Below are 26,448 nucleotides of genomic sequence, written 5' to 3'. Positions count from 1 at the left end.
ATTGCCTATAAACTTAATGATAGTGAATCTAAAAATAAATATACGTATAAAGATATGGAAAACTTTCATGTGTTCTGGAAAGATAGGGAAGAGGATGATACTAGAAAAATACAATACCTACCTCAAGAACATATGATTCAACTAGCGAATAATACTGAAAAGTTAAATTTTCTTGTTAATGAAATTATTCAATCTAAAGGATTGGATGAAAATATTAAAAGTTATCAACAAAGTCATAATAAAATAGATATCGCAATTAAGGGACTTTTAAATGAATTTAAAGAAAATCTTCAACGTCAACAAAATCTCGTAAAACCAGAATTTGATAAAAAAGCTACTAACAAAAGGATTATTGAACTTCATAAAAAACGAGATGAATTGTTATCCGCAGTAGATATTGATGATGAAGAGAAGAAAAAATTTGAGATAGATAACTCTACTATTAAGAAGTTACAAGGTGAAATAAATCGGCTTGAAAAAGATTTTGTATTTATTGATAATTTATTTATTCCTAATATTGCAGCATATTCCAAATCTAATTCTGCACTTGAACATAGTGACGAAATAAGAGATATAATTAATAGTGCTGTTGAGGATATTAATCAAAAAGTACAACAAACATTTGAAGACAAAATTAATATTCTTAAGCAGAGATTAGATGATCAAATTTATGAAACTAAGAATAAAATTGGTTTAATTAGAGATACACCAGATTTTAAAAAGTTTTTATCTTACTTACAAGATAATAATGAGTTGTCATTTATAGAAGAGAACATAAAGCAAGAAACTACCATATTGAAAAAAATTGAAAGTTACGAACAAGAGATATCCAACCTTAAAACTGAAAACGATCAATTAAAACAAAATATTATTAATCAGTATAGAGAGTATTCAAAAATTCGAAAAGAATTACTTACTTCGTTCGATATATCTGAAAGTGATTTAAAAATTACTGTAGATTTTTACCTCAAGGATTTGGAGCTAGAGTTTGACTACATTAATGCTCAAGGACGTTCAAAAGCAGAATTTATTGAGAAATTAAATTTTGAGTTTGATTCAATGATTGATACTATATTTGAGGATAATTCTTTAAAATTTAATGGAAACAAAACCACATTAGACCATATCGAAAAGTTTTTCACTACTGATTTTTACTCTTATAAATTTGATATTGAATATCAGAATGATAAGTTTGAACAGATGTCACCAGGTAAAAAGGCTTTCGTTGTATTAAAACTGATTTTAGATTTTTCTAATAGTCGGGTTCCTGTATTGATTGACCAGCCAGAGGATAGTTTAGATAATAGAGCTATTTACCATGAGTTGACAGCATATATTAAGCAGAGAAAATTAAAAAGGCAAATTATTATTGTCACACATAATCCTAATATCGTCGTATCAGGTGATTGTGAAAATGTTATTGTAGCAAATCAACATTCAGAAAATAATCCTAATCCCCATAACAAAGTTTTTGCTTATAAAAATGGAGCTTTAGAGAATCAGATAAAAGAACCTGACAGTAATTTTATTTTAAACAAAAAATGTATAAAAGAACATGTTTGTGAAATTTTAGAAGGGGGGATTGAAGCATTTAAGAGACGAGAAGATAAATATGGTATTAAAATAGATAATCTAAATTCTCCAAAGGTAATTCAAGAATAGAAATAAGAAAGTTTGAGTTTTGATTAATGATATCTTAAAACTATTGATATATGACCCTAAAAAACCGAAACAATCTTTCGTCGAAAGACCATTAAAACCTGATCGTTATGTATGGCTGTCTATGTGTTTTGTCTACTTGCTTGTTTTCGTGATGATTATGTTAGCTTTTTTCATCATGTTCGTTCTTCCAAATCTTATGAAAGAATAGCTTCTTTTAGATTTATCAAAAGTATGAAAACCATATCGTTACTATTTTTATAAAATCTTCTCCCTACTTTATTAGATAGTAAAAAGAGTTCAATTCGAACTCTTTTTTTGCTATAATGAGGGGAGAAAAATCAGACAGGAGATCAAGATGTCAGAACCGTTATTTTTAAATTCTGTAATGCAAGAAAAAATCTGGGGTGGGACTAAACTACGTGATGAGTTTGGTTACGACATTCCTAGTGAAAAAATCGGAGAATACTGGGCTATTTCAGCCCACCCAAATGGAGTTTCAAAGGTCGCTAATGGGCACTACGAGGGAACAGACCTAGCTACTTTGTATGCAGAACACCGTGAATTGTTTGGCAACCGTCCAGAACCTGTATTTCCACTCTTGACCAAGATTCTGGATGCCAACGACTGGCTCAGTGTCCAAGTTCACCCAGACGATGCCTATGGACTAGAACATGAAGGCGAGCTCGGAAAAACAGAGTGCTGGTACATCATCGCAGCAGACGAAGGTTCAGAGATTATCTACGGTCACAATGCCAAATCAAAAGAAGAACTCCGCCAGCAAATTGAGGACAAGAACTGGGATGCCTTGCTGACAAAAGTACCAGTTAAAGCTGGAGATTTCTTCTATGTACCAAGTGGTACCATGCACGCTATTGGGGCGGGTATCTTGATTCTTGAAACCCAGCAGTCTAGCGATACCACCTACCGTGTCTATGACTTTGACCGTAAGGATGACAAGGGCAACTTGCGTGAACTTCACCTTGAAAAATCCATCGATGTTTTGAACATTGGTGAGCCTGCTAATAGCCGTCCAGTAACTGTCAAAGCTGATGATTTGCGTTCCACTCTCCTTGTATCCAATGATTTCTTTGCGGTTTACAAATGGGAAATCACTGGAAAAGTTGACTTTAAAAAGACAGCAGACTACAGTTTGTTTAGTGTCTTAGCTGGTCAGGGTCACCTGACTGTTGACGGGAAAAACTATCCAATCCAAAAAGGCAGCCACTTTATCCTACCAAGTGATGTTGAAGCTTGGACCTTGGAAGGGCAAGGTTTGGAATTGATTGTTAGCCATCCATAAAAAGAAAGGGCCTGAGTTTACTACTCAAGTCCTTTTTGATTACATAAATTGGGCGATAAAGACCACGATGATGATGATTGGAATGATAAAACGAAGAAGGAAAAGCCAAACTTGGAAAAGTCCTTGTTCCCATGTTCTTTCATCGAGATGGAGTTCCTCCTTAGCAAGAGCCTTTTTAAAGATATAGCCTGTAAAAAGTGAAAGGCAGAGGGCTCCAAATGGCATGAGGAGATTGGAAACCAAGAAGTCCATAGCGTCAAAGAAGGTCTTCCCAAAAATGTGAACATTCGCCATGACCCCATGGGATAGAGCTGAAGGAATTCCAAAGATAAAGGTCAAGATCCCTAAAATAGTGCTCCACTTGGCACGCTTGCGGTTGTCCTGGTTGGTGATATTGCCCACATTGATTTCCAGCATCACGACAGAGGAAGTAACCGTCGCAAAGAGGAAGAGCAAGAGGAAAAGAATGTAGAAAATGGTTCCAAAAGGCATCTTGTCAAAGAGTTGAGGCAAGACGATAAAGAGCAGGCTTGGTCCCCCTTCTGACTGAATATTGAAGGCTGACATGGCTGGAAAAATGGCTAGACCAGCCATGATGGATACTGAGATATTCATGGCTACGATGGAAATCCCTGACTGGACCAGATTGGTTTTCTTGTCCAAGTAGGATGCATAGGTCAGCATGGCTGTAACCCCTAGTGAGAGGGCAAAGAAAGATTGTCCCAGAGCATAAAGGAGACCAGCGCTAGTTAGTTTTGAGAAGTCTGGTTTGAGGAAGTAGAGAACGCCTTCCATGGCATTTGGTAAGCTGAGAGAGCGTCCAATAATCACAACAAAGATGATAAAGAGCAGGGGCATCATGACTTTCGAAGCTCTTTCAATCCCTTTTTGAACCCCACGTGATACAATAAAGATATTCAATAAGATAAAGGCTGCTTGAGCTCCTAGGGCAATGGCTGGATTTGAAATGATTGAAGTAAATAACTGAGCATAATCACCCGTACCGCCAAGCTGGAACAATTTTCCAAACTCAATACCTAGATAGACTAAAATCCATCCTCCGATAACACTGTAAAAGGAGAGGAGGATAAAGAGGGCAAAGGCACCAATCCAACCGATAAAGTTGTACTTGTTATTGTTACCAAGTTTTCCAAAGGTTTTGATAGCGGAAACGCCAGCGCTACGGCCAAGGGCAAACTCAGCCAGCAGGAGCGGGAAACCGATTAAAATAGTGGAAATGAGAAAGACCAGTAAAAAGCCTCCCCCGCCATTAGCGGCAGTCATGTAGGGAAATTTCCAAACGGCTCCAAGTCCGATGGCTGAACCAGCAGATGCTAGGATAAAGCCTAGTTTCGAGCCCCATTGCGATTTTTCTGACATAGTTGAAACTCCAATCTTGTTTTTTAAAATAAGAAAAGGCTACTTGAGTTGTCAAATAGCCTTCTCTCAATGGCTTTTTATGAGCTTTCTGTTTGATTGATAGACTTGACTATCCTATCATGTTTTCTAAGGTCTGTCAAGAAAACCATTTTCAAGTTTTCACACCTTTCTCAAAAAGTTAAAAATTTTTCGCAAAAACGCTTGACTCTGACCTAAGGGGAGGGGTTATACTATCAATGTAATACTCTTCGAAAATCTCTTCAAACCACGTCAGCTTTATCTGCAACCTCAAAGCTGTACTTTGAGCAACCTGCGGCTAGCTTCCTAGTTTGCTCTTTGATTTTCATTGAGTATAAGGAGGAAATCATGTACCATATAAAAGAAGCTGCGCAGCTTTCAGGTGTCTCTGTCAAGACTCTGCACCACTACGATAAGATAGGGCTCTTGGTTACCTTAAAGTCGGAAAACGGCTATCGAACCTATAGTCAAGAGGATTTGGAACGACTTCAGGTCATTCTGTATTACAAATATCTAGGCTTTTCTTTAGAAAAAATAGCAGAGCTGTTAAAGGAAGAAAGGAAAGATTTATTGCCTCATTTGACTAGGCAGTTGGACTATCTAACTCGAGAAAGGCAACATCTGGATACCTTGATTTCCACCTTGCAAAAAACCATTCAAGAACAAAAAGGAGAAAGAAAAATGACCATTGAGGAAAAATTCACTGGATTTAGCTATCAAGACAATCAAAAATACCACCAAGAAGCGGTAGAGAAATATGGTCAAGAAGTTATGGACCAAGCGCTTGAACGCCAGAAAGGTCACGAAGATGAGGCTACGGCTGCCTTTAACCAAGTTTTTCAAGTTTTGGCTCAAAACCTTCAAGCTGGTCTGCTTGCAACAGCGGCCGAAAACCAAGAGCAAGCAGCCAAACTATTGCAAGCTATTCGTACTTATGGATTTGACTGCTCTATTGAAGTATTCGGCCATATCGGTAAAGGCTACGTTTACAACCCAGAGTTTAAGGAAAACATTGACAAGTTTGGACCTGGTACAGCTCAATACACATCAGATGTTATTGCTGCTTACGTTCGGACACAGACAAAATAAAAATCAGCGGAGTTACCTCTGCTGATTTTTTCTGGTTTCAAGTACTATTTGGTTAATAGTTTTTCAACTACGTTTAACTTTCGCATGGTCAGAACCACGCCAAACAATTTTTCAAGATAGTTGGTATTGAGCTTTTTTTGTTTTGCAGTTCTAGGAAGATAGAGGTAGAGACAGTAATCGCCTACACAGATTTCTTCCTCGCCGTAGTCAGTTTTCAATTTTTCTAGTGGCAGACTTTGGATAAGTCCTTGATAAAGAACTACATGCACACGATCATGAAGATAGTCTTCTTTAAATGGATTCTCATGAACAATCTTTTCAAAATCGTTCTTATTCTTGATAACCATTTTTAAGTTGGCCCCAATTTTTTCCTTTATCAAAGTATGAACGCGTTCTCGTATTTCTGCTAAATCTGAGTCACTCTCAAGAATGATATTCCCACTTTGAATATAGGTTCGAACGTGTTGAAAACCAGCTTCTGTCAAAATATCTACCAAATAAGACATTTTCGGGATAGCATTTTTTCCATTAGGAGTAACGCCTCTTAGTAAAATAATATGTTCCAAAGGATTTCCTTTCTTACTTGGTATTTATTGGATTGGAGCCTGCCACCCAGCCGGTGCAGAGGGCAGAAGTGATGTTGAAGCCACCCGTGTGGGCATTGATATCTATGACTTCGCCAGCAAAGTGGAGACCAGGAACGAGCTTACTTTCCAGAGTTTTGGGATTGATTTCCTTGAGACTGACACCGCCTTTGGTGACAAATGACTTGGCAAGAGACATTTTGCCAGTCACAGGAATTTTGAGAGCCTTGATAGACTGGAGTAGTTGCTCGCGTTCCTTTTCAGTCAGTTGTTTGACTTTTTCAGGATAGCCTTGCACCAAAAATTCTGCCAAGCGTTCTGGAAGCAAAGTTTTTAAAGCATTTTTCAAGGATTTTCCCCGATTTTCTTCTAGAAATGCAGCCAAGTCCTTTTCAGAAAGTTGTGGCAAGACATCCAATGAGAGAACCTCTCCACCCTTGACAAAACTAGACATACGAAGAGCAGCAGGACCAGATAAACCAAAGTGGGTAAAGAGCAGATCATGAGTAATGACATGCTTGCCATAGTTTAGAGTCACATCATCCAGTGAAATCCCCTGAAGCGCTTTGTGTGGAAAATCAGTCAACAAAGGACTCTCAGCAGCCTCAAGCTCAGTAATGGTATGTTTAAAATGACGGGCGATCTCATGTCCAAAACCAGTCGAACCTGTAGAAGGATAGGATTTTCCGCCAGTTGTGACAATGAGTTTATCACAAGTGAAGGTTTGGTCTGAGGACTTAAGGACAAACTGGTCGTCTATCTTTTTAACCGAAACAATTTCTGTTTGAGTGAGAACTTGTCCGCCTAGTTCAGTGATTTTCTTTTCCAAGGCCTCGATAATAGTCCGAGACTTGTCACTAGCAGGAAAGACGCGTCCATGGTCTTCGACCTTGAGTTTAACACCATTTTCCGTAAAAAAGTTGATGATATCATGGTTATCAAACTGGGAGAAGACACTGTAAAGAAAACGCCCATTTCCCGGGATGCCAGCCATTAGGTCATCTAAAGTTCCATTGTTGGTTACATTACAACGACCACCGCCTGTTCCTGCTAATTTTTTGCCAAGTTTGCGATTTTTTTCGATGAGAAGAGTTTTCTGACCATAAAAGCTACTGGAAATCGTAGCCATCATGCCAGCAGGTCCCCCACCAATGACAATAGTATCAAAATGTTTCATAGCTCTATTGTACCACAAAAAACAAGAGATGCTTGGCATCTCTTGTTGCTCATAATCTTAGTTAATTTCATATCCCATCAACAAACCGCCATCTTCTGCATAGAAACTGCAGAGACCAGACGTCGGGATGATTTTAATATCCGCTTGTGGGAAGGTTTCCAGCAAGCGTTCTGACAATTGCTGACAGAATTTTTCATTGCTACGATGAGCCATGACGATACGGCCACCAGCGTAGCCAGCCTTGATGAGTTCTTCATAGGCTGCTTGAAGGGATTTTTTTGGTCCACGCGCTTTTTGGAGTAGTTCTAGGGTTCCAGTTTCACTTGCTTCCCCAACCATACGGATGTTGAGAAGGCCAACGACAGTACCGATAAGCTTACTCAAACGACCATTTTTGACCAAGTTATCGACCTTAGCAAGGACAAAGAGCAACTTCGTTTTTTCTTGGTAGGCTGTAATAGATTCAACAATTTCCTCATAAGAGAATCCTTGATCAATCAAGCTATTGATTTTTTCGACAATCAAGTCAACCTCACCACCTGCAGACAATGTATCAATCACATGAATCTGAGTGTCAGGATGTTCTTCCAGATAGATATTCTTAGCGAGCTGTGCACTATTATGGCTACCTGAAAGAGTACCAGTGATAGTAACGACAAAGATATGCTTAGCACCTTCAAATGCACGCAGGTAATCATCAGGGCTAGGACAGGCTGATTTTGAAGCCTCAGAAGTCGCATACATGGTTTCCATCATGTGGTTAATGTCGAGATTGGCATCATCAATAAAGATCTGATCAGCTACTTGAATGGTTAAAGGAACACTAATAAATTCCGTATCAATAGCAGGAGTTGCCAGTTGACGATAATCACAACCAGAGTCAGCTACAATCTTCCAAGTCATAGAAATTCTCCATCTTTGTCACTTATACATTGACAAAGGTTCTGTCTTTTTTTACAATTATATCATGAAAGCCCTTGAAACAAAAGTACCACCTCTCTGTTGTCACAAGTAGAAAGAAATTGTTATGTCTGAACGTAAAATATCTGAAAAATCTCTTGAAAATCTCAGAAAATCAAATCAAGAATCCAATTTTTTAACCAGAGAAGCAATCGAGACGGCTCTTTTGCAACTTCTAGAGAAAAAAGACTTGGCCAAGATCAGTATTTCGGAGCTGGTCAAACGGGCGGGCGTCTCTCGCGCTGCCTTCTATCGAAATTATGATTCTAAAGAAGAGATTTTGGAAAGCGTCTTTAAACGCAGTGTTCATAATATCATGGAACAGCTCAGCCACTACGATGTCAAAACCGATATTTATCTAGTCTGGGTACACCTTTTCCGCGCAGCCAAGAAAGAAGCCAAGGTTATCCAACTTGCTCTGGACTACCACTTGGAAAAGATTTTCGTCCAAGCCATGCAGGAATTTCTGGAAAAATACCACGGAAAGTCAAAAGGTGTCAGCAGCTACCTTCATTCCTTTTGGAGTTCTGCAATCGTATCGGTTCTGCTCAAATGGATCAAGGATGGAATGAAGGTTCCAGCTGAAAAAATTGCGGATTTACGCTTGCCATTTTTCAAAAAATAGGGGAAAAGGAGAAGACTTATGACAGAAAAAAGACTGGCTTGGGATGAGTACTTTGCGGCTCAAGCCTTACTGATTGCCAATCGTTCGACCTGCAAACGTGCCAAGGTGGGAGCTGTCCTCGTTAAGGACAATAAAGTCATTTCAACAGGCTACAATGGTTCTGTATCGGGAACTGAGCACTGTATCGACCACGAATGTCTGGTCATTGAAGGACACTGTGTCCGAACCCTTCACGCCGAGGTCAATGCTATCTTGCAAGGAGCCGAACGAGGGGTTCCCAGAGGATTTACAGCCTATGTGACCCATTTCCCTTGTCTGAACTGCACCAAACAACTGCTTCAGGTTGGTTGCAAGCGCGTGGTTTATATCAACCAGTACCGAATGGATGACTATGCCCAGTACCTTTATCAAGAAAAAGGCACAGAGCTGACCCATTTACCATTAGAGACTGTTCAGACAGCTCTTCAAGAGGCAGATTTGCTTTAAAAATTAATTAAAATAAATGGTTTAGAAAGCTTTTTAAACCGTTTTTTGATATAATAAGAAGAATAAATTGAAAGAAGGAATTCAGAAAATGGGAAAAATTGAAGTCATTAATCATCCACTTATTCAACACAAATTGTCAATCTTGCGTCGTACAGACACTTCTACAAAAGCTTTTCGTGAGCTAGTAGATGAGATTGCAATGTTGATGGGATATGAAGTACTTCGTGATCTTCCACTTGAAGACGTGGAAATCGAAACACCTATCACAAAGACCGTTCAAAAACAATTGGCTGGTAAAAAATTGGCGATTGTCCCAATCTTGCGTGCAGGTATCGGGATGGTGGATGGACTCTTGAGCTTGGTTCCAGCGGCCAAAGTTGGACACATTGGTATGTACCGTGATGAAGAAACCCTTCAACCAGTTGAATACTTGGTGAAATTACCTGAGGATATTGACCAACGTCAAATCTTTGTCGTTGATCCAATGTTGGCAACAGGTGGCTCAGCAATCTTGGCAGTAGATTCCCTTAAAAAACGTGGCGCTTCAAATATCAAGTTTGTCTGCCTAGTATCTGCTCCTGAAGGAGTAAAAGCTCTTCAAGAAGCACACCCAGATGTAGAAATTTTTACAGCAGCCTTGGATGAACGCTTGAACGAACACGGTTATATCGTTCCAGGTCTTGGAGATGCTGGAGACCGCTTGTTCGGTACTAAATAAAATCCCAAAGTAAATAGTGAAATTAGAAGTTCGTTTTTGACTTGAAAGGAGGTTGAGTTTTTGTTTCTGTTTAGAGAATAGAGCAAAAAATTGACCTTTTTTGACCAAAAAGATATAATAGTTCTGTATTGAGTCGTAAGACTAAGAAAATTCAACATAAAACATAAAAGGAGAAATGAATGATTCCTGTAGTTATTGAACAAACAAGCCGTGGAGAACGTTCCTATGATATTTACTCTCGTCTTCTGAAAGACCGCATCATCATGCTAACAGGTCCAGTTGAAGACAACATGGCCAACTCCGTTATCGCCCAATTACTTTTCTTGGATGCCCAAGACAGCACAAAAGATATTTACCTTTATGTCAATACACCTGGGGGCTCTGTTTCAGCTGGTTTGGCAATCGTTGATACCATGAACTTTATCAAGGCAGATGTCCAAACAATCGTTATGGGGATGGCTGCATCCATGGGGACTGTTATTGCATCAAGTGGCGCCAAAGGCAAACGTTTCATGCTTCCAAATGCGGAGTACATGATTCACCAACCAATGGGTGGTACAGGTGGTGGTACCCAACAAACCGATATGGCAATCGCTGCAGAGCACTTGCTCAAAACTCGTAAGACTTTGGAGCAAATCCTTGCAGATAACTCTGGTAAATCAGTCGAGCAAGTTCATGCAGATGCGGAACGTGATTACTGGATGAGTGCCCAAGAAACACTTGAATATGGCTTTATTGATGAAATCATGGCCAACAATTCTTTAAGCTAAGCAACCTAGAAAGCAAACTCGACGGAGTTTGCTTTTTTTGGTATAATAGAGGAAGATTTCTTAGAAAGAGGATTCCTCATGTTTGAAAAAACAAATCGATCAGGATTAATCATCTATCTCTACTATAATCGAGATGCAAAAAAACTTCAGGAATACGGTGATATCTGTTACCATTCCAAAAAACGTCGTTACTTGCAGCTCTATGTTCCAACTGAGGAGCTAGATGAGTTGGTTGAGAGATTAGGTAAGGAAAGATATATCAAGAAAATTAGACGTTGCCATATCCAAGAGCTAGAAACCCCCTTCGTTGGGAATCTCTATCGGAATGAAGAAAACGTTATCATTTAAAAAAGTTAAACAAATACATTGACAATTTTCTGATAATTCGGTATATTCTTAACATACAATTTTTGAAACAACTATAAGGAGATTAAAAATGAAGAAAAAATTTGCCCTATCTTTTGTGGCTCTTGCTAGTGTGGCTCTTCTTGCTGCCTGTGGAGAGGTCAAGTCAGGAGCGTCAAACATAACTGGAAATCCAGTAGACGAAAAAACAATTAAAATCGGTTTTAACTTTGAAGAGACAGGTGCTGTAGCAGCTTACGGTACAGCTGAACAAAAGGGTGCCCAACTTGCTGTAGACGAAATCAACGCTGCAGGTGGAATTGATGGAAAACAAATCGAAGTTGTAGACAAAGACAACAAGTCAGAAACTGCTGAAGCAGCTTCTGTTACAACAAACCTTGTTACCCAATCAAAAGTAGCAGCTATTGTAGGACCTGCGACATCTGGTGCAACTGCTGCAGCTGTAGCTAACGCTACTAAAGCTGGAGTGCCATTGATTTCACCAAGTGCTACTCAAGACGGTTTGACTAAAGGTCAAGATTACCTATTTATCGGAACATTCCAAGATAGCTTCCAAGGGAAGATTATTTCTAACTATGTAACAAATAAATTGAATGCTAAGAAGGTTGTTCTTTATACTGACAACGCTAGTGACTATGCAAAAGGTATTGCTAAATCTTTCCGCGAAGCTTACAAGGGTGAGATTGTAGCAGATGAAACATTCGTAGCAGGTGATACTGACTTCCAAGCAGCCCTTACTAAAATGAAAGACAAAGAGTTTGACGCTATCGTAGTTCCAGGTTACTACACAGAAGCTGGTAAAATTGTAAACCAAGCTCGTGGTATGGGAATTGATAAGCCAATCATTGGTGGTGATGGATTCAACGGTGAAGAATTTGTTCAACAAGCAACTGCTGAAAGAGCATCAAACATTTACTTCATCTCTGGATTCTCAACAACAGTTGATGTTTCTGCAAAAGCTAAAGCTTTCCTTGAAGCATACCGTGCTAAATACAACGAAGAGCCTTCAACATTCTCAGCTTTGGCCTATGACTCAGTTTACCTAGTAGCAAATGCTGCAAAAGGTGCTAAAAACTCAGGTGAAATCAAGGACAACCTTGCTAAAACCAAAGATTTTGATGGTGTAACTGGTCAAACAAGCTTTGATGCTGACCACAATACAGTGAAAACTGCTTACATGATGACCATGAACAATGGTAAAGTTGAAGAAGCAGAAGTTGTAAAACCATAACATTAGAATAGTAATTGAAATGGGGAATGAGCCTTTGACTCACTCCCTGTTTCGGTGTTTATGAACTTGTGAAAATAATGAAATTTTCTAAAAAATAACGATAGAAAAGAGTGAATGCTATGCTCCAACAACTTGTGAATGGTCTAATTCTGGGTAGTGTTTATGCACTTTTGGCTCTGGGTTATACCATGGTTTATGGAATTATCAAACTCATCAACTTCGCCCACGGTGATATTTACATGATGGGTGCCTTTATTGGTTACTTTTTGATTAATTCTTTCCAAATGGATTTCTTTTTAGCTTTAATTATTTCAATGGCAGGGACAGCACTACTTGGTGTTGTGATTGAGTTTCTTGCCTACCGTCCTTTACGACACTCTACACGTATTGCTGTATTGATTACTGCCATCGGAGTGTCTTTCCTACTGGAATACGGAATGGTTTATTTAGTAGGTGCCAATACTCGTGCCTTTCCTCAAGCAATTGAAACAGTCCGCTTTGACTTGGGACCAATTAGCTTGACAAACGTTCAATTGATGATTTTAGCAGTTTCTGTCCTCTTGATGGTTTTGCTACAATTGATCGTCCAAAAAACAAAAATGGGGAAAGCCATGCGTGCGGTATCAGTTGATAGTGATGCTGCTCAATTGATGGGAATTAATGTAAATCGTACAATCAGTTTCACCTTTGCTTTGGGTTCAGCCCTTGCTGGTGCGGCAGGTGTCCTCATTGCCCTTTACTACAACTCTCTTGAACCTTTGATGGGTGTGACTCCAGGTCTAAAATCATTCGTTGCGGCCGTTCTTGGTGGTATCGGTATTATTCCTGGTGCAGCTCTAGGGGGATTTGTGATTGGCTTATTGGAAACTTTTGCTACTGCCTTCGGTATGTCTGATTTCCGTGATGCTATCGTGTATGGAATCTTGCTTTTGATTCTGATTGTTCGACCTGCAGGTATCCTTGGTAAGAATGTGAAAGAGAAGGTGTAAACAATGAAGACAAATCTTAAAGTAAATATTCTCTGGTTATTCCTTCTGTTAGCGGGTTATGGATTGATTAGTGTACTGGTTTCTGCTGGTGTTCTCAATCTATTCCATGTCCAAATTTTAGAACAAATTGGGATTAATATCATCCTTGCAGTAGGTTTGAACTTAATCGTTGGTTTTTCAGGCCAATTCTCACTCGGTCATGCAGGTTTTATGGCAATTGGGGCTTATGCAGCAGCGATTATTGGTTCAAAATCACCAACCTATGGTGCTTTCTTTGGAGCGATGGTCTTGGGCGCTTTGATTTCTGGTGCAGTCGCTTTGCTCGTTGGAATTCCAACTCTACGCTTGAAGGGGGACTATTTGGCCGTCGCGACACTAGGTGTTTCAGAAATCATTCGTATCTTTATCATTAATGGTGGAAGTTTGACCAACGGTGCTGCTGGTATCTTGGGTATCCCTAACTTCACAACTTGGCAAATGGTTTACCTTTTTGTTATTATCACAACTATTGCAACCCTTAACTTCTTACGTAGTCCGATTGGACGCTCTACTCTATCTGTTCGTGAGGATGAGATTGCTGCGGAGTCCGTTGGGGTAAATACTACAAAGATCAAGATTATCGCTTTTGTCTTTGGTGCCATTACAGCAAGTATTGCTGGTTCTCTTCAGGCAGGATTTATCGGTTCAGTTGTACCAAAAGATTATACTTTCATCAACTCAATCAACGTTTTGATCATTGTTGTATTTGGAGGACTTGGTTCTATTACAGGTACGATTGTTTCTGCGATTGTTTTGGGAATTTTAAATATGCTCCTTCAAGATGTGGCTAGCGTACGTATGATCATTTACGCTTTGGCTCTTGTATTGGTTATGATTTTCAGACCAGGTGGACTTCTTGGAACATGGGAATTGAGTCTATCACGTTTCTTTAAAAAATCTAAGAAGGAGGGACAAAACTAATGGCATTACTTGAAGTTAAACAGTTAACCAAACATTTTGGCGGTCTAACAGCTGTTGGAGATGTCACTCTTGAATTGAACGAGGGAGAATTGGTTGGTTTGATTGGACCAAACGGAGCTGGAAAAACAACCCTTTTCAATCTCTTGACGGGTGTTTATGAACCAAGCGAAGGTACTGTCACATTAGATGGTCACCTCCTAAATGGGAAAACTCCCTATAAGATTGCGTCACTTGGTCTCAGTCGTACTTTCCAAAATATTCGTTTGTTCAAGGACTTGACAGTTTTGGAAAATGTTTTGATTGCATTTAGTAATCATCATAAACAACATGTCCTTGCGAGCTTCCTACGCCTACCAGCTTTTTATAAGAATGAGGAAGAATTAAAAAGCAAAGCTTTGGACTTGCTGAAGATTTTTGATTTGGATGGCGACGCAGATACTCTTGCTAAGAATCTGGCCTATGGCCAACAACGTCGATTAGAAATCGTTCGTGCTCTAGCAACTGAACCTAAAATTCTCTTTTTGGATGAACCTGCAGCTGGTATGAATCCACAAGAAACAGCTGAATTGACAGAATTGATCCGTCGTATCAAAGATGAATTTAAAATTACCATCATGCTTATCGAACATGATATGAATTTGGTTATGGAAGTCACTGAGCGTATCTATGTTCTTGAATATGGTCGGTTGATTGCTCATGGGACTCCGGATGAGATTAAGAACAACAAACGCGTTATCGAAGCTTATCTAGGAGGTGAAGCCTAATGTCTATGTTAAAAGTTGAAAACCTCTCTGTGCATTACGGTATGATCCAAGCAGTTCGTGATGTAAGTTTCGAGGTTAATGAAGGTGAAGTTGTTTCCTTGATTGGTGCTAATGGTGCTGGTAAAACAACCATTCTTCGTACCCTTTCAGGTTTGGTTCGTCCAAGTGCTGGTAAAATTGAGTTTTTGGGAAAAGAAATTCAAAAGTTGCCTGCGCAAAAAATCGTGGCAGGTGGTCTTTCACAAGTTCCTGAGGGACGCCATGTTTTCCCAGGTTTGACTGTTATGGAAAACTTGGAAATGGGAGCTTTCTTGAAGAAAAATCGTGAAGAAAATCAAGCTAACTTGAAAAAAGTTTTCTCACGCTTCCCACGTCTTGAAGAGCGTAAAAACCAAGATGCGGCAACTCTTTCAGGTGGTGAACAGCAGATGCTGGCTATGGGACGCGCTCTCATGTCTACACCTAAGCTCCTTCTCTTGGATGAGCCGTCAATGGGACTTGCCCCGATCTTTATCCAAGAAATTTTTGATATCATTCAAGATATTCAGAAGCAAGGAACAACGGTTCTCCTAATTGAACAGAACGCTAACAAGGCCCTTGCTATCTCTGACCGTGGTTATGTACTTGAAACAGGAAAGATTGTCCTATCAGGAACAGGAAAAGAACTCGCAGCATCAGATGAAGTCAGAAAAGCATATCTAGGTGGCTAAAAAGGTCCGGGGGACCTTTTTGGTCGGCGGATAAGAATTGTGCAGCAATTCTCCTCTAGTCTGGGAGACTAGTTTAGGTTGCGGATGGAGATTGCGTAAGCAATTCTCCTTTAGTCCGGGGGACCTTTTTAGTCGGAGGATAAGGATTGCATAAGCAATTCTCCTCTAGTCTGAGAGACTAGTTTAGGTTGTGGATGGAGATGATAATAGGTTTTCAATACTAGTTGCTAGTATCCTTAACAACTGAAAGAAATATAAATAATGATTGCTAACTTGCACATATAGAGCTCTAGATTAGAGCTCTTTTTTGTAAAAGACTCAGATTATTCAAAATCTTGAAAAAGAGATGAAAGCGTTTGATAGATTTTCTAAGAAAGTGTATAATAAAAGTAGCAATATAGAAGGAGAAGTCTCATGGCAGTTAAAGATTTCATGACCCGTAAGGTAGTTTATATCAGTCCAGATACGACTGTAGCACACGCAGCAGATTTGATGCGCGAGCAAGGTTTGCACCGTTTACCTGTTATCGAAAACGATCAATTAGTCGGATTGGTAACAGAAGGAACCATTGCGGAAGCCAGCCCATCTAAAGCAACCAGTCTCTCTATCTATGAGATGAATTATCTTCTGAATAAAACCAAAGTAAAAGATGTAATGATTCGAGATGTCGTGACGGTTTCTGGCTATGCTAGTCTAGAAGATGCGACCTACCTGATGCTGAAAAATAAAATTGGGATATTACCAGTCGTAGACAATCATCAGGTCTACGGCGTCATTACAGACCGCGATGTTTTTCAGGCTTTCTTGGAAATCGCTGGATACGGAGAAGAGGGGATTCGCGTTCGTTTCATTACAGAAAATGAAGTAGGAGTGCTGGGAAAAATTGTAGCTCTAATTGTAGAAGAGGATTTAAATATTTCCCATACTGTTAACATTCCACGTAAGGATGGCAAGGTCGTTATCGAAGTTCAAATTGATGGAAAAATCGATTTAACTGCATTAAAGGACAAGTTTGAAAAAGAAGGAATTCAAGTGGAGGAGATCACTCATACCTCTGCTAAAGTCCTTTAAACCAGAGGCTTTAGAGCCTCTTTTCTTTTGCCGTCAAAAGCGGTGAAAAGCAAAATATGGAAAGAAATGAGAGATTATGGTATAATAAAACGATATGAAAAGGAGTATCTATGGACATTTCAGAAATTCGTCAAAAAATTGACGCAAATCGTGAAAAATTAGCTTCTTTCAGGGGGTCTCTTTGACCTCGAAGGCTTAGAGGAAGAGATTGCCATCTTGGAAAACAAGATGACAGAACCTGATTTTTGGAACGATAATATCGCGGCCCAAAAAACGTCGCAAGAATTAAATGAATTAAAAAACACCTATAACACCTTCCGTAAAATGGAAGAGTTGCAGGATGAAGTTGAGATTTTATTGGACTTTTTAGCAGAAGACGAGTCAGTCCATGATGAACTGGTCGAACAGTTGACAGAACTGGATAAGATGATGACCAGCTACGAGATGACCCTTCTCTTGTCAGAACCTTATGACCATAATAATGCAATCTTGGAAATCCATCCAGGATCTGGTGGTACTGAGGCACAGGATTGGGGCGATATGTTGCTTCGTATGTATACTCGTTATGGAAATGCCAAAGGCTTTAAAGTAGAAGTTTTGGATTACCAAGCTGGTGATGAAGCAGGTATCAAGTCTGTGACCTTGTCTTTTGAAGGACCCAATGCTTATGGCCTACTTAAATCAGAAATGGGTGTTCACCGTTTGGTTCGTATTTCGCCATTTGACTCTGCCAAACGCCGCCATACTTCCTTTACATCCGTAGAGGTTATGCCTGAGTTGGATGATACCATCGAAGTGGAGATTCGTGAAGATGATATCAAAATGGATACCTTCCGTTCAGGTGGTGCTGGTGGACAAAACGTCAATAAGGTTTCAACAGGTGTGCGTTTGACACACATTCCTACGGGAACTGTCGTCCAATCAACGGTCGATCGTACCCAGTATGGAAATAGAGATCGTGCCATGAAGATGTTGCAGGCTAAGCTCTATCAAATGGAGCAAGAAAAGAAAGCTGCGGAAGTTGATTCCCTTAAAGGTGAGAAAAAGGAAATCACATGGGGAAGCCAAATCCGTTCATATGTTTTCACGCCTTATACTATGGTAAAAGATCACCGTACAAGCTTTGAAGTTGCTCAGGTAGATAAGGTGATGGATGGAGACCTTGATGGTTTTATCGATGCCTACCTCAAGTGGCGAATCAGCTAAGATAGAAAGGAACTCATATGTCAATCATTGAAATGAGAGATGTTGTCAAAAAGTATGACAATGGAACGACTGCCCTGCGTGGAGTATCTGTTACCATTGAACCAGGAGAGTTTGCCTATATCGTAGGACCTTCTGGGGCAGGTAAGTCAACCTTTATTCGAGCTTTATACCGAGAAGTAAAGATCGAAAAAGGAAGCCTAACAGTTGCAGGCTTTAATTTAGTTAAAATTAAGAAGAAAGATGTCCCACTGCTACGTCGTAGTGTCGGGGTAGTCTTTCAGGATTACAAACTCTTGCCTAAGAAGACTGTTTATGAGAATATTGCCTATGCAATGGAAGTAATCGGTGAGAGCCGTCGCAACATCAAAAAACGTGTTATGGAAGTATTGGACCTGGTTGGTTTGAAACATAAGGTTCGCTCTTTCCCTAATGAACTCTCAGGTGGAGAGCAACAACGGATTGCGATTGCTCGTGCGATTGTCAACAATCCTAAAGTATTGATTGCCGATGAGCCAACAGGAAACTTGGACCCAGATAATTCATGGGAAATTATGAATCTGTTGGAACGCATCAATCTCCAAGGTACTACTGTCTTGATGGCAACCCACAATAGCCAGATTGTAAATACCTTGCGCCACCGTGTCATTGCCATTGAAAATGGCCGTGTCGTTCGTGACGAAGCTAAAGGAGAATATGGATACGATGATTAGTAGATTTTTTCGCCATTTATTTGAATCATTAAAAAGTTTAAAACGAAATGGCTGGATGACAGTAGCAGCAGTGAGTTCGGTTATGATTACCTTGACACTTGTTGCCCTGTTTGCATCTGTAATTTTTAATACAGCAAAACTGGCTACCGATATTGAAAACAACGTTCGGGTCATGGTTTACATTCGTAAGGATGTAGCTGATAACAGTGAAACGATTGAAAAAGAAGGTCAGACAGTTACCAATAATGACTACCACAAGGTCTATGATGCTTTGAAAGCTATGCCTGCTGTTAAGAGTGTTACCTTCTCAAGTAAAGAAGAACAGTACGAAAAACTAACGGAAACAATGGGTGACGATTGGAAGGTCTTTGAAGGGGATGCAAACCCTCTCTATGATGCTTATATCGTCGATACAAATTCTCCGAGTGATGTTAAAACGGTAGCTGAAGAAGCTAAGAAAATTGAGGGAGTATCAGAGGTTCAAGATGGTGGAGCCAACACTCAACGACTTTTTGAACTAGCTTCCTTTATCCGTGTTTGGGGATTGGTTATTGCAGGGCTCTTGATTTTTATCGCAGTCTTCCTCATTTCCAATACCATTCGTATCACTATTATTTCACGTAGTCGTGAGATTCAGATCATGCGTCTTGTAGGAGCGAAAAATGGCTATATCCGTGGTCCATTCTTGCTAGAAGGTGCTTTTATTGGCTTGCTTGGTGCAGCAATTCCTTCAGTCCTTGTATTCTTTGTTTACAATATGGTTTATCAATCGGTCAATAAATCCTTGGTAGGTCAAAACTTGTCAATGATTACGCCAGATGTGTTTATCCCTTTGATGACAGTCCTATTATTTATAATCGGAATTTTCATTGGTTCAATTGGTTCAGGGATTTCAATGCGTCGATTCTTGAAGATCTAGTTGGATTTAAATGCAAATTGCAGAACAAATCAGAAAAATAATACATATTTAAAAGAGAAGTTTTCGTAAACTTCTCTTTTTCCTTTCTAAAAATTAAAAAAATAGACAATTTTTTTATAAAAGCCTTTACAAAAAAAATAAAAGTGGTATAATTAATACATAACCAAATGCAAACGTTTTCGTAAAACGTTTGCCTAAATAAAATAAAGGAGATTTGAATGATGAAAGCTACATTCAAAAATGTCTTGTCTTTCGAATTTTGGCAAAAATTCGGTAAGGCTTTAATGGTGGTTATCGCCGTTATGCCAGCGGCGGGATTGATGATCTCAATCGGTAAATCAATCGTGATGATCGACCCAAACCTTGCTCCTCTAGTGATTACAGGTGGAATCCTTGAGCAAATTGGTTGGGGGGTTATCGGTAACCTTCATATCTTGTTTGCCCTTGCTATTGGGGGAAGCTGGGCAAAAGAACGTGCAGGTGGTGCATTTGCAGCCGGACTTGCCTTTATCTTGATTAACCGTATCACAGGTACTATCTTCGGTGTTACAGGTGATATGTTGAAAAACCCTGAAGCAATGGTTACTACTTTCTTTGGTGGTTCAATCAAGGTTGCTGACTACTTTATCAGCGTTCTTGAGGCACCAGCGCTTAACATGGGGGTTTTCGTAGGGATTATCTCTGGTTTTGTTGGGGCAACAGCTTATAACAAATACTACAACTTCCGTAAACTTCCTGATGCCCTTTCATTCTTCAATGGTAAACGTTTCGTACCATTCGTCGTTATTCTTCGTTCAACTATTGCTGCAATTGTACTTGCTGCCTTTTGGCCAGTAGTTCAAACAGGTATCAACAACTTTGGTATTTGGATTGCCAACTCACAAGAAACTGCTCCAGTTCTTGCACCATTCTTGTATGGTACTTTGGAACGTTTGCTCTTGCCATTCGGTCTTCACCACATGTTGACTATCCCAATGAACTATACAGCTCTTGGTGGAACATACGAAGTGTTAACTGGTGCTGCAAAAGGAACACAAGTATTTGGTCAAGATCCACTTTGGCTTGCATGGGTAACTGACCTTGTTAACCTTAAAGGTTCAAATGCTGACCAATACCAACACCTTCTTACAACAGTCACTCCAGCTCGTTTCAAAGTTGGACAAATGATCGGTTCATTTGGTATCTTGATGGGTGTCATCGTTGCTATCTACCGCAATGTTGATGCTGACAAGAAACACCAATACAAGGGTATGATGATTGCGACAGCCCTTGCAACATTCTTGACAGGGGTTACTGAACCTATCGAGTATATGTTCATGTTCATCGCAACACCGCTTTACCTTGTTTATTCAGTAGTTCAAGGTGCTGCCTTTGCTATGGCAGATATTGTTCACCTTCGTGTCCACTCATTCGGTTCAATTGAATTCTTGACTCGTACACCATTGGCAATTAATGCTGGTATTGGTATGGATATCGTTAACTTTATCTGGGTAACTGTTCTCTTTGCGGTTATCATGTACTTCATTGCCAACTTCATGATCAAGAAATTCAACTACGCAACTCCAGGACGTAACGGAAACTACGAAACAGCTGAAGGAACATCAGAAGAAGCAGCTCCTGGAACTCCAAAAGTTGCAGCAGCTTCTCAAGCCGTAAACATCATTAACCTTCTTGGTGGTCGTGCAAATATCGTAGATGTGGATGCATGTATGACTCGTCTTCGTGTAACTGTTAAAGACGCAGATCGCGTTGGTACTGAGGAACAATGGAAAGCAGAAGGAGCTATGGGTCTTGTCATGAAAGGACAAGGTGTCCAAGCTATCTACGGACCAAAAGCTGACGTATTGAAATCTGATATCCAAGATATCCTTGACTCAGGTGAAGTAATTCCTGAAACTCTTCCAAGCCAAATGACAGAAACTCAACAAAATACTGTACACTACAAAGGTGTAACTGAAGAAGTTTACTCAGTAGCTGACGGTCAAGTTGTTGCTTTAGAACAAGTGGAAGATCCAGTTTTTGCTCAAAAAATGATGGGTGATGGATTTGCAGTAGAGCCAGCAAATGGTAACATTGTATCTCCAGTTACTGGTACTGTATCAAGTATCTTCCCAACAAAACACGCTCTTGGTCTTGTCACTGACTCAGGTCTTGAAGTGCTTGTTCATATTGGTTTGGATACAGTAAGTCTTGAAGGAAAACCATTTACTGTTCATGTCTCTGAAGGACAAAAAGTGGCCGCTGGTGACCTTCTTGTCACAGCTGACTTGGATGCTATTCGAGAAGCAGGACGCAAAACATCAACAGTGGTTGTCTTCACAAATGGTGATGTCCTCAAATCAGTTAAATTAGAACAAACAGGTTCTCTTGCAGCTAAAACAGCAGTTGCTAAAGTAGAATTGTAATATACTTGGGGTTGGAAGCTGTTTTCCAACCTCTTGTTTTAGGAGAAAAGCATGAAATTTCTAACACTCAATACCCACAGTTGGATGGAGAAGGAAGCAGAGGAAAAATTCCAAATCTTACTCCAAGACATTCTTGATAAGGATTATGATTTGATTTGTTTCCAAGAAATCAATCAAGAAATGACTTCGCCTGAGGTAGAGGTTAACAATCACTATCAAGCTTTACCATCAGCAGAACCCATTCATCAGGATCACTATGTCCGACTTCTGGTTGAAAAATTGGCTGAGAAAGGGAAAAACTACTACTGGACTTGGGCTTATAATCATATTGGTTATGACCGTTACCATGAAGGCGTAGCTATCTTATCTAAAACACCGATTAAAGCCAGAGAAATTTTAGTTTCGGATGTAGATGATCCAACAGACTATCATACTCGCCGCGTTGCCTTGGCTGAGACAGAGGTTGAAGGTAAGGAACTTGCTCTTGCAAGCGTTCATCTCTCTTGGTGGGATAAAGGTTTCCAAGAAGAATGGGCACGATTTGAGGCTGTACTAAAAGAGTTGAACAAACCTCTAATTTTAGCGGGTGATTTTAATAATCCAGCTGGTCAGGAAGGCTATCAAGCGATTTTAGCTAGCCCATTAGGATTACAAGACGCGTTTGAAGTTGCGAAAGAAAGAAGTGGTAGCTATACCGTTCCACCAGAAATTGATGGCTGGAAAGGCAATACCGAGCCACTACGAATCGACTACGTCTTTACGACCAAAGAGTTGGAAGTAGAGAGTTTACAAGTAGTTTTTGATGGTCAAAATAGTCCACAAGTCAGTGATCACTATGGTTTGAATGCTGTATTGACCTGGAAATAATGAAAGAGGTTGGAATCAGAGGTTCCAACCTTTTAATCTATTCGAATCTTTACTACAGGACTGAGACTCAAATGGGGCTACTGCAATAGGACAAAATATGGTATAATTGAAAGGATAGAATCGAGGATAGTATGTCATTTAAGAAATTTCAATTTAAAAATTATATAGTAGAAGCCTTGGAGGAGTTGAAGTTTACGACTCCTACCGAAGTTCAGGAAAAGTTGATTCCTATTGTCTTGGCAGGTCGTGACTTGGTGGGCGAGTCAAAAACAGGTTCAGGAAAGACTCATACTTTCTTGTTACCCATTTTCCAGCAATTAGATGAAACTAGCGATAGTGTGCAAGCAGTGATTACGGCTCCAAGTCGTGAGTTGGCTACTCAAATCTACCAAGCAGCTCGTCAGATTGCAGCTCACTCAGATGTCGAAGTTCGTGTGGTTAATTATGTAGGTGGTACGGATAAGGCGCGTCAGATTGAAAAACTTGCCAGCAACCAACCACATATCGTTATCGGAACGCCAGGTCGTATCTATGACTTGGTCAAATCTGGTGATTTGGCTATTCACAAGGCCAAGACCTTTGTAATTGATGAAGCCGATATGGCCTTGGATATGGGATTCTTGGAAACCGTTGATAAGATTGCAGGGAGCCTTCCAAAAGACTTGCAATTCATGGTCTTTTCAGCAACGATTCCACAAAAATTGCAACCGTTCTTGAAAAAATACTTGTCAAATCCTGTCATGGAAAAAATCAAGACTAAGACAGTTATCTCAGATACCATTGATAATTGGTTGATTTCGACCAAGGGCCGCGACAAGAATGCTCAAATTTACCAGCTGACTCAGTTGATGCAGCCTTATTTGGCAATGATTTTTGTTAACACCAAAACGCGTGCTGATGAATTGCATGCCTACTTGACTGCTCAAGGATTGAAGGTAGCTAAGATTCATGGAGATATTGCTCCTCGTGAACGCAAACGGATCATGAATCAGGTGAAAAATCTGGATTTTGAGTACATTGTTGCAACAGACTTGGCAGCGCGTGGGATTGACATTGAAGGTGTTAGTCATGTTATCAATGATGCCATTCCGCAAGACTTGTCCTTCTTTGTTCACCGTGTTGGACGAACTGGGCGCAACGGACTGCCTGGTACGGCTATTACCCTTTACCAGCCTAGTGATGACTCGGATATCCGTGAGTTGGAAAAATTAGGTATCAAGTTTACTCCTAAGATGGTCAAAGACGGAGAGTTTCAAGATACCTATGACCGTGATCGTCGTGCTAATCGTGAAAAGAAGCAGGATAAGCTTGATATTGAAATGATTGGCTTGGTTAAAAAGAAAAAGAAAAAAGTCAAACCTGGCTATAAGAAGAAGATTCAATGGGCGGTGGATGAAAAACGTCGCAAAACCAAGCGTGCTGAAAATCGTGCACGTGGCCGTGCAGAGCGAAAAGCCAAACGCCAAACATTTTAAAAACTCAGTAGAATTACCTGATTCTACTGAGTTTTTATTTCCTGAACTATTCAAAGTAGCCAATAATTATATATTCAAAATAATTTGATTAATAAAATAGTAATTGCTTTAAAACTTGTTTTTAGTCCAATATTTTATTGAAATCGTAAGGAAAAAATTGAAAACTATACAATTTTGTGTTATCAAATTATAAAACAATCGGATTATATAATATGATCCGTGAAAAGAAAAGGGGACTTCTATGGATAAATCATTTATGAAACAACAACGTTTTTCATTCCGTAAAATGAAAGTTGGGTTGGCTTCTGTAGCAATTTTGTTTGCTTTTGCTCAGGTCGGACAAGTGTCTGCAGATGAAACAACAAAACCGGCATCTGCTTCAACTGAAACAGTAAAGAAAACTGAAGCAAGTAAATCGGCAGTCGAAGCTGCTGTGGCAGAAATTAAAGCTGATGAGGCGAAACCAGTCGTTAACAAATCAGATGCAAAACCTGGAGAGCTTGTTGATGTTTCTAAGAAGGTTTCACCTATTGACGTGAAAGAACGCCAAGAAGGTGATCAAAAGATTCATGAAGAAAGTGCAACTGTTGAAGTCACAAAGACAGAAGTGGCACCTGTAAAAAGCGAAGAACTTCCTGCTCCAAAGACTGAAACAACTGAGAGCACTTTGACTGGGAAAGACGAAGAGGGAAATTCTTATACTCAATATGAACGTGTTGATAAAACTACGTCCGTAGAGATGATAAAAGATACAAAAACGATTTCCAAATCAGGATCAGCAGATATCGTATTTGTTGTTGACCGTTCTTTATCAATGAAGAGTAATATTGATACTGTAAGAGATAATGTCAATAAATTTGTCGATAATCTCGCGAATAATGGGGTAACTGCACGCTTTGGTTTAGCTACATTTAGCGATGAGCTTTATGGCCGCACGTATAATTTAACTGATGAAGGTACAATTCTAACTAAGTTTGGTGACTCTTATTTCACATCTAATCCAGACGAACTAAAAAAAGCGCTCGCTGCAATTGAACTTGCTAATGGAGGTGATCCAGCAGAAACGCCGACACCTGCACTCAATCAAATTGTTTCGACATATGATTGGTCAAAATCACCTAAAAATAAAAGGTTTGCTGTCCTATTATCCGATTTTCCAATTAAGGAGAATCCGTCAATTCCAACGATTGCAGACACAATTGCAACATTAACTGCAAATGGTATTGAGAGAATTGTAGCAACCTCAAGTCCTTACCAAAAATATTACAAAGGTTTTACTAATGATAATAGAATTTTGGATTTAAGTGAGCAATTTGGAGATACCTTGACTAAAGATGTGGCGTCTTTGATTGTTGAAACTGTGACTGAAGGACACAATTATAAGGTAACGAAAGATAATTACCAATTCTACCTAGAACGTCGTACAACACTACCAGTTGTTCAGACAGAGAATCCGATTCAAACGACCTCTCTTCCAGTAGCTACAGCTCATAAACAAGAAGCAGCTAAACTCCCTGATACAGGAAGTAATGATACAGCGAACTATGGTATTGTGGGAATTGGCCTCCTAATGGCTGGACTTGGCTTAACTGTAAGCAATAGAAAGTCAAAGGAACAGTAAACCTAACTGGAAGATTGTTTGTAAAAACATTGTGATAAAAAATAGGTAGTTTGTAGATGAAGTATGCAGATAAGCATAGGTATGACCTTCTGTATTATGGAGCACAAGCCGAAATTTTATGACGAGAAAAGAGCCGTAAGGTTCTTTTTTCGATTTCGAGAAAATACTGCAAAAAAAAGCAAGAAGTGGTATAATGATAAGGTTATATAGTCCCGATAAGATGGTAGAAATTTCTATCAGTACTTTGTACTCGCAAAGAATGACGACTCCAAAGTCGCTCGTCCTTCTACGGTTGCCGCTATAACGCGGTCACCCTATGCGCCTTACTAGCTTCAGAAATAAAAAAACATCGTTTTTATTTCTTTCGCGTCGTAACTCTTAGACT

General features: G+C 39.6%; 25 protein-coding genes. 21 read left to right on the top strand and 4 right to left on the bottom strand.

The genetic code is table 11. The annotated features are described in order from the left end of the window. The first annotated feature begins 69 nt into the window (after nucleotides 1-69). Complete coding sequence (locus CO686_RS10485; RefSeq protein ID WP_253665840.1) at nucleotides 70-1,662, top strand: AAA family ATPase; 1,593 nt, start codon at nucleotides 70-72, stop codon at nucleotides 1,660-1,662. A gap of 355 nt (nucleotides 1,663-2,017) precedes the next feature. Beyond that, a complete protein-coding gene (manA, locus tag CO686_RS06385) occupies nucleotides 2,018-2,962 on the top strand; it encodes a mannose-6-phosphate isomerase, class I (RefSeq protein WP_001294270.1) in 945 nt (314 codons plus the stop codon). 39 nt (nucleotides 2,963-3,001) lie between these two features. Here manA and CO686_RS06380 read toward each other — a convergent pair whose 3' ends face one another. Then, complete coding sequence (locus CO686_RS06380) at nucleotides 3,002-4,342, bottom strand: sodium-dependent transporter (protein ID WP_002881319.1); 1,341 nt, start codon at nucleotides 4,340-4,342, stop codon at nucleotides 3,002-3,004. A gap of 366 nt (nucleotides 4,343-4,708) precedes the next feature. Between CO686_RS06380 and CO686_RS06375 the strand changes: the two genes are divergently transcribed. Continuing rightward, a complete protein-coding gene (locus tag CO686_RS06375) occupies nucleotides 4,709-5,449 on the top strand; it encodes a MerR family transcriptional regulator (RefSeq protein WP_096753629.1) in 741 nt (246 codons plus the stop codon). Between the two features lie 44 nt (nucleotides 5,450-5,493). Here the strand turns inward: CO686_RS06375 and CO686_RS06370 are convergent, their stop codons facing one another. Genes CO686_RS06370 through CO686_RS06360 form a run of 3 tightly spaced genes read right to left on the bottom strand, consistent with a single transcriptional unit; the run spans nucleotide 5,494 to nucleotide 8,113 of the window. Continuing rightward, entirely contained in the window at nucleotides 5,494-6,015 is a 522-nt protein-coding gene (locus CO686_RS06370) for a DUF1697 domain-containing protein (protein WP_000400046.1), read from the bottom strand. A gap of 13 nt (nucleotides 6,016-6,028) precedes the next feature. Next, nucleotides 6,029-7,210 carry an aminoacetone oxidase gene (aao, locus tag CO686_RS06365; RefSeq protein ID WP_000680070.1) on the bottom strand — a complete coding sequence of 394 codons (1,182 nt, stop codon included), beginning with the start codon at nucleotides 7,208-7,210 and terminating at the stop codon, nucleotides 6,029-6,031. Between the two features lie 57 nt (nucleotides 7,211-7,267). Further along, nucleotides 7,268-8,113 carry a DegV family protein gene (locus tag CO686_RS06360; protein WP_000219943.1) on the bottom strand — a complete coding sequence of 282 codons (846 nt, stop codon included), beginning with the start codon at nucleotides 8,111-8,113 and terminating at the stop codon, nucleotides 7,268-7,270. Nucleotides 8,114-8,237: 124 nt separating this feature from the next. Here CO686_RS06360 and CO686_RS06355 point away from each other — a divergent pair, with 124 nt between their 5' ends. The 18 genes from CO686_RS06355 (at nucleotide 8,238) to CO686_RS06265 (ending at nucleotide 26,063) form a co-directional block, all read left to right on the top strand. Beyond that, the gene (locus tag CO686_RS06355) at nucleotides 8,238-8,795 is read left to right on the top strand and encodes a TetR/AcrR family transcriptional regulator (RefSeq protein WP_000003896.1); all 558 of its coding nucleotides are present in this window, start codon (nucleotides 8,238-8,240) and stop codon (nucleotides 8,793-8,795) included. An 18-nt stretch (nucleotides 8,796-8,813) separates the two neighbouring features. Then, a complete protein-coding gene (locus tag CO686_RS06350; RefSeq protein WP_071851366.1) occupies nucleotides 8,814-9,281 on the top strand; it encodes a deoxycytidylate deaminase in 468 nt (155 codons plus the stop codon). Nucleotides 9,282-9,369: 88 nt separating this feature from the next. Further along, complete coding sequence (gene upp / locus CO686_RS06345) at nucleotides 9,370-9,999, top strand: uracil phosphoribosyltransferase (RefSeq protein WP_000515974.1); 630 nt, start codon at nucleotides 9,370-9,372, stop codon at nucleotides 9,997-9,999. Between the two features lie 179 nt (nucleotides 10,000-10,178). Beyond that, nucleotides 10,179-10,769 carry an ATP-dependent Clp protease proteolytic subunit ClpP gene (clpP, locus tag CO686_RS06340; RefSeq protein ID WP_000613468.1) on the top strand — a complete coding sequence of 197 codons (591 nt, stop codon included), beginning with the start codon at nucleotides 10,179-10,181 and terminating at the stop codon, nucleotides 10,767-10,769. Nucleotides 10,770-10,847: 78 nt separating this feature from the next. After that, nucleotides 10,848-11,117 (top strand): YlbG family protein, encoded by a 270-nt coding sequence (locus CO686_RS06335; protein ID WP_000462109.1) that lies wholly within the window; start codon nucleotides 10,848-10,850, stop codon nucleotides 11,115-11,117. A gap of 88 nt (nucleotides 11,118-11,205) precedes the next feature. Beyond that, nucleotides 11,206-12,366: an ABC transporter substrate-binding protein gene (locus CO686_RS06330; RefSeq protein WP_000726124.1), complete on the top strand. Its 1,161-nt coding sequence runs from the start codon at nucleotides 11,206-11,208 to the stop codon at nucleotides 12,364-12,366. A gap of 119 nt (nucleotides 12,367-12,485) precedes the next feature. Continuing rightward, nucleotides 12,486-13,355, top strand: coding sequence for a branched-chain amino acid ABC transporter permease (locus CO686_RS06325; protein WP_000941413.1), 870 nt, complete (start codon nucleotides 12,486-12,488; stop codon nucleotides 13,353-13,355). Nucleotides 13,356-13,358: 3 nt separating this feature from the next. Then, nucleotides 13,359-14,315 carry a branched-chain amino acid ABC transporter permease gene (locus tag CO686_RS06320; protein ID WP_000856263.1) on the top strand — a complete coding sequence of 319 codons (957 nt, stop codon included), beginning with the start codon at nucleotides 13,359-13,361 and terminating at the stop codon, nucleotides 14,313-14,315. After that, complete coding sequence (locus tag CO686_RS06315; RefSeq protein WP_001186014.1) at nucleotides 14,315-15,079, top strand: ABC transporter ATP-binding protein; 765 nt, start codon at nucleotides 14,315-14,317, stop codon at nucleotides 15,077-15,079. The genes CO686_RS06320 and CO686_RS06315 overlap by 1 nt, the downstream gene beginning before the upstream one ends. Beyond that, nucleotides 15,079-15,789, top strand: coding sequence for an ABC transporter ATP-binding protein (locus CO686_RS06310; protein ID WP_000062204.1), 711 nt, complete (start codon nucleotides 15,079-15,081; stop codon nucleotides 15,787-15,789). Before CO686_RS06315 ends, CO686_RS06310 begins: the two co-directional genes overlap by 1 nt. Nucleotides 15,790-16,203: 414 nt before the next feature. Further along, on the top strand, nucleotides 16,204-16,860 hold the full coding sequence (locus tag CO686_RS06305; RefSeq protein ID WP_000268643.1) for a CBS domain-containing protein: 657 nt from the start codon (nucleotides 16,204-16,206) through the stop codon (nucleotides 16,858-16,860). Between the two features lie 110 nt (nucleotides 16,861-16,970). After that, nucleotides 16,971-18,066 (top strand): peptide chain release factor 2 gene (gene prfB / locus CO686_RS06295; RefSeq protein ID WP_096753628.1). Its coding sequence is split into 2 segments (ribosomal slippage): nucleotides 16,971-17,042 and nucleotides 17,044-18,066, totalling 1,095 coding nucleotides; the frame shifts between segments, so codons are not numbered across the junction. 17 nt (nucleotides 18,067-18,083) lie between these two features. Continuing rightward, entirely contained in the window at nucleotides 18,084-18,776 is a 693-nt protein-coding gene (gene ftsE / locus CO686_RS06290; protein WP_000022275.1) for a cell division ATP-binding protein FtsE, read from the top strand. Next, a complete protein-coding gene (gene ftsX / locus CO686_RS06285; protein WP_000625556.1) occupies nucleotides 18,769-19,695 on the top strand; it encodes a permease-like cell division protein FtsX in 927 nt (308 codons plus the stop codon). The genes ftsE and ftsX overlap by 8 nt, the downstream gene beginning before the upstream one ends. A 218-nt stretch (nucleotides 19,696-19,913) precedes the next feature. Further along, the gene (locus CO686_RS06280; RefSeq protein WP_080976194.1) at nucleotides 19,914-22,100 is read left to right on the top strand and encodes a PTS transporter subunit IIBC; all 2,187 of its coding nucleotides are present in this window, start codon (nucleotides 19,914-19,916) and stop codon (nucleotides 22,098-22,100) included. A gap of 51 nt (nucleotides 22,101-22,151) precedes the next feature. Next, nucleotides 22,152-22,967 (top strand): endonuclease/exonuclease/phosphatase family protein, encoded by an 816-nt coding sequence (locus CO686_RS06275; protein WP_049500093.1) that lies wholly within the window; start codon nucleotides 22,152-22,154, stop codon nucleotides 22,965-22,967. Between the two features lie 131 nt (nucleotides 22,968-23,098). Next, the gene (locus CO686_RS06270; protein WP_096753627.1) at nucleotides 23,099-24,442 is read left to right on the top strand and encodes a DEAD/DEAH box helicase; all 1,344 of its coding nucleotides are present in this window, start codon (nucleotides 23,099-23,101) and stop codon (nucleotides 24,440-24,442) included. A gap of 241 nt (nucleotides 24,443-24,683) precedes the next feature. Continuing rightward, nucleotides 24,684-26,063: a VWA domain-containing protein gene (locus tag CO686_RS06265; RefSeq protein ID WP_096753626.1), complete on the top strand. Its 1,380-nt coding sequence runs from the start codon at nucleotides 24,684-24,686 to the stop codon at nucleotides 26,061-26,063. Nucleotides 26,064-26,448 lie beyond the last annotated feature (385 nt).

It is taken from the genome of Streptococcus oralis (assembly GCF_002386345.1).
GTDB lineage: Bacteria > Bacillota > Bacilli > Lactobacillales > Streptococcaceae > Streptococcus > Streptococcus oralis_S.
This window is presented reverse-complemented; position numbering and strand designations above follow the sequence as displayed.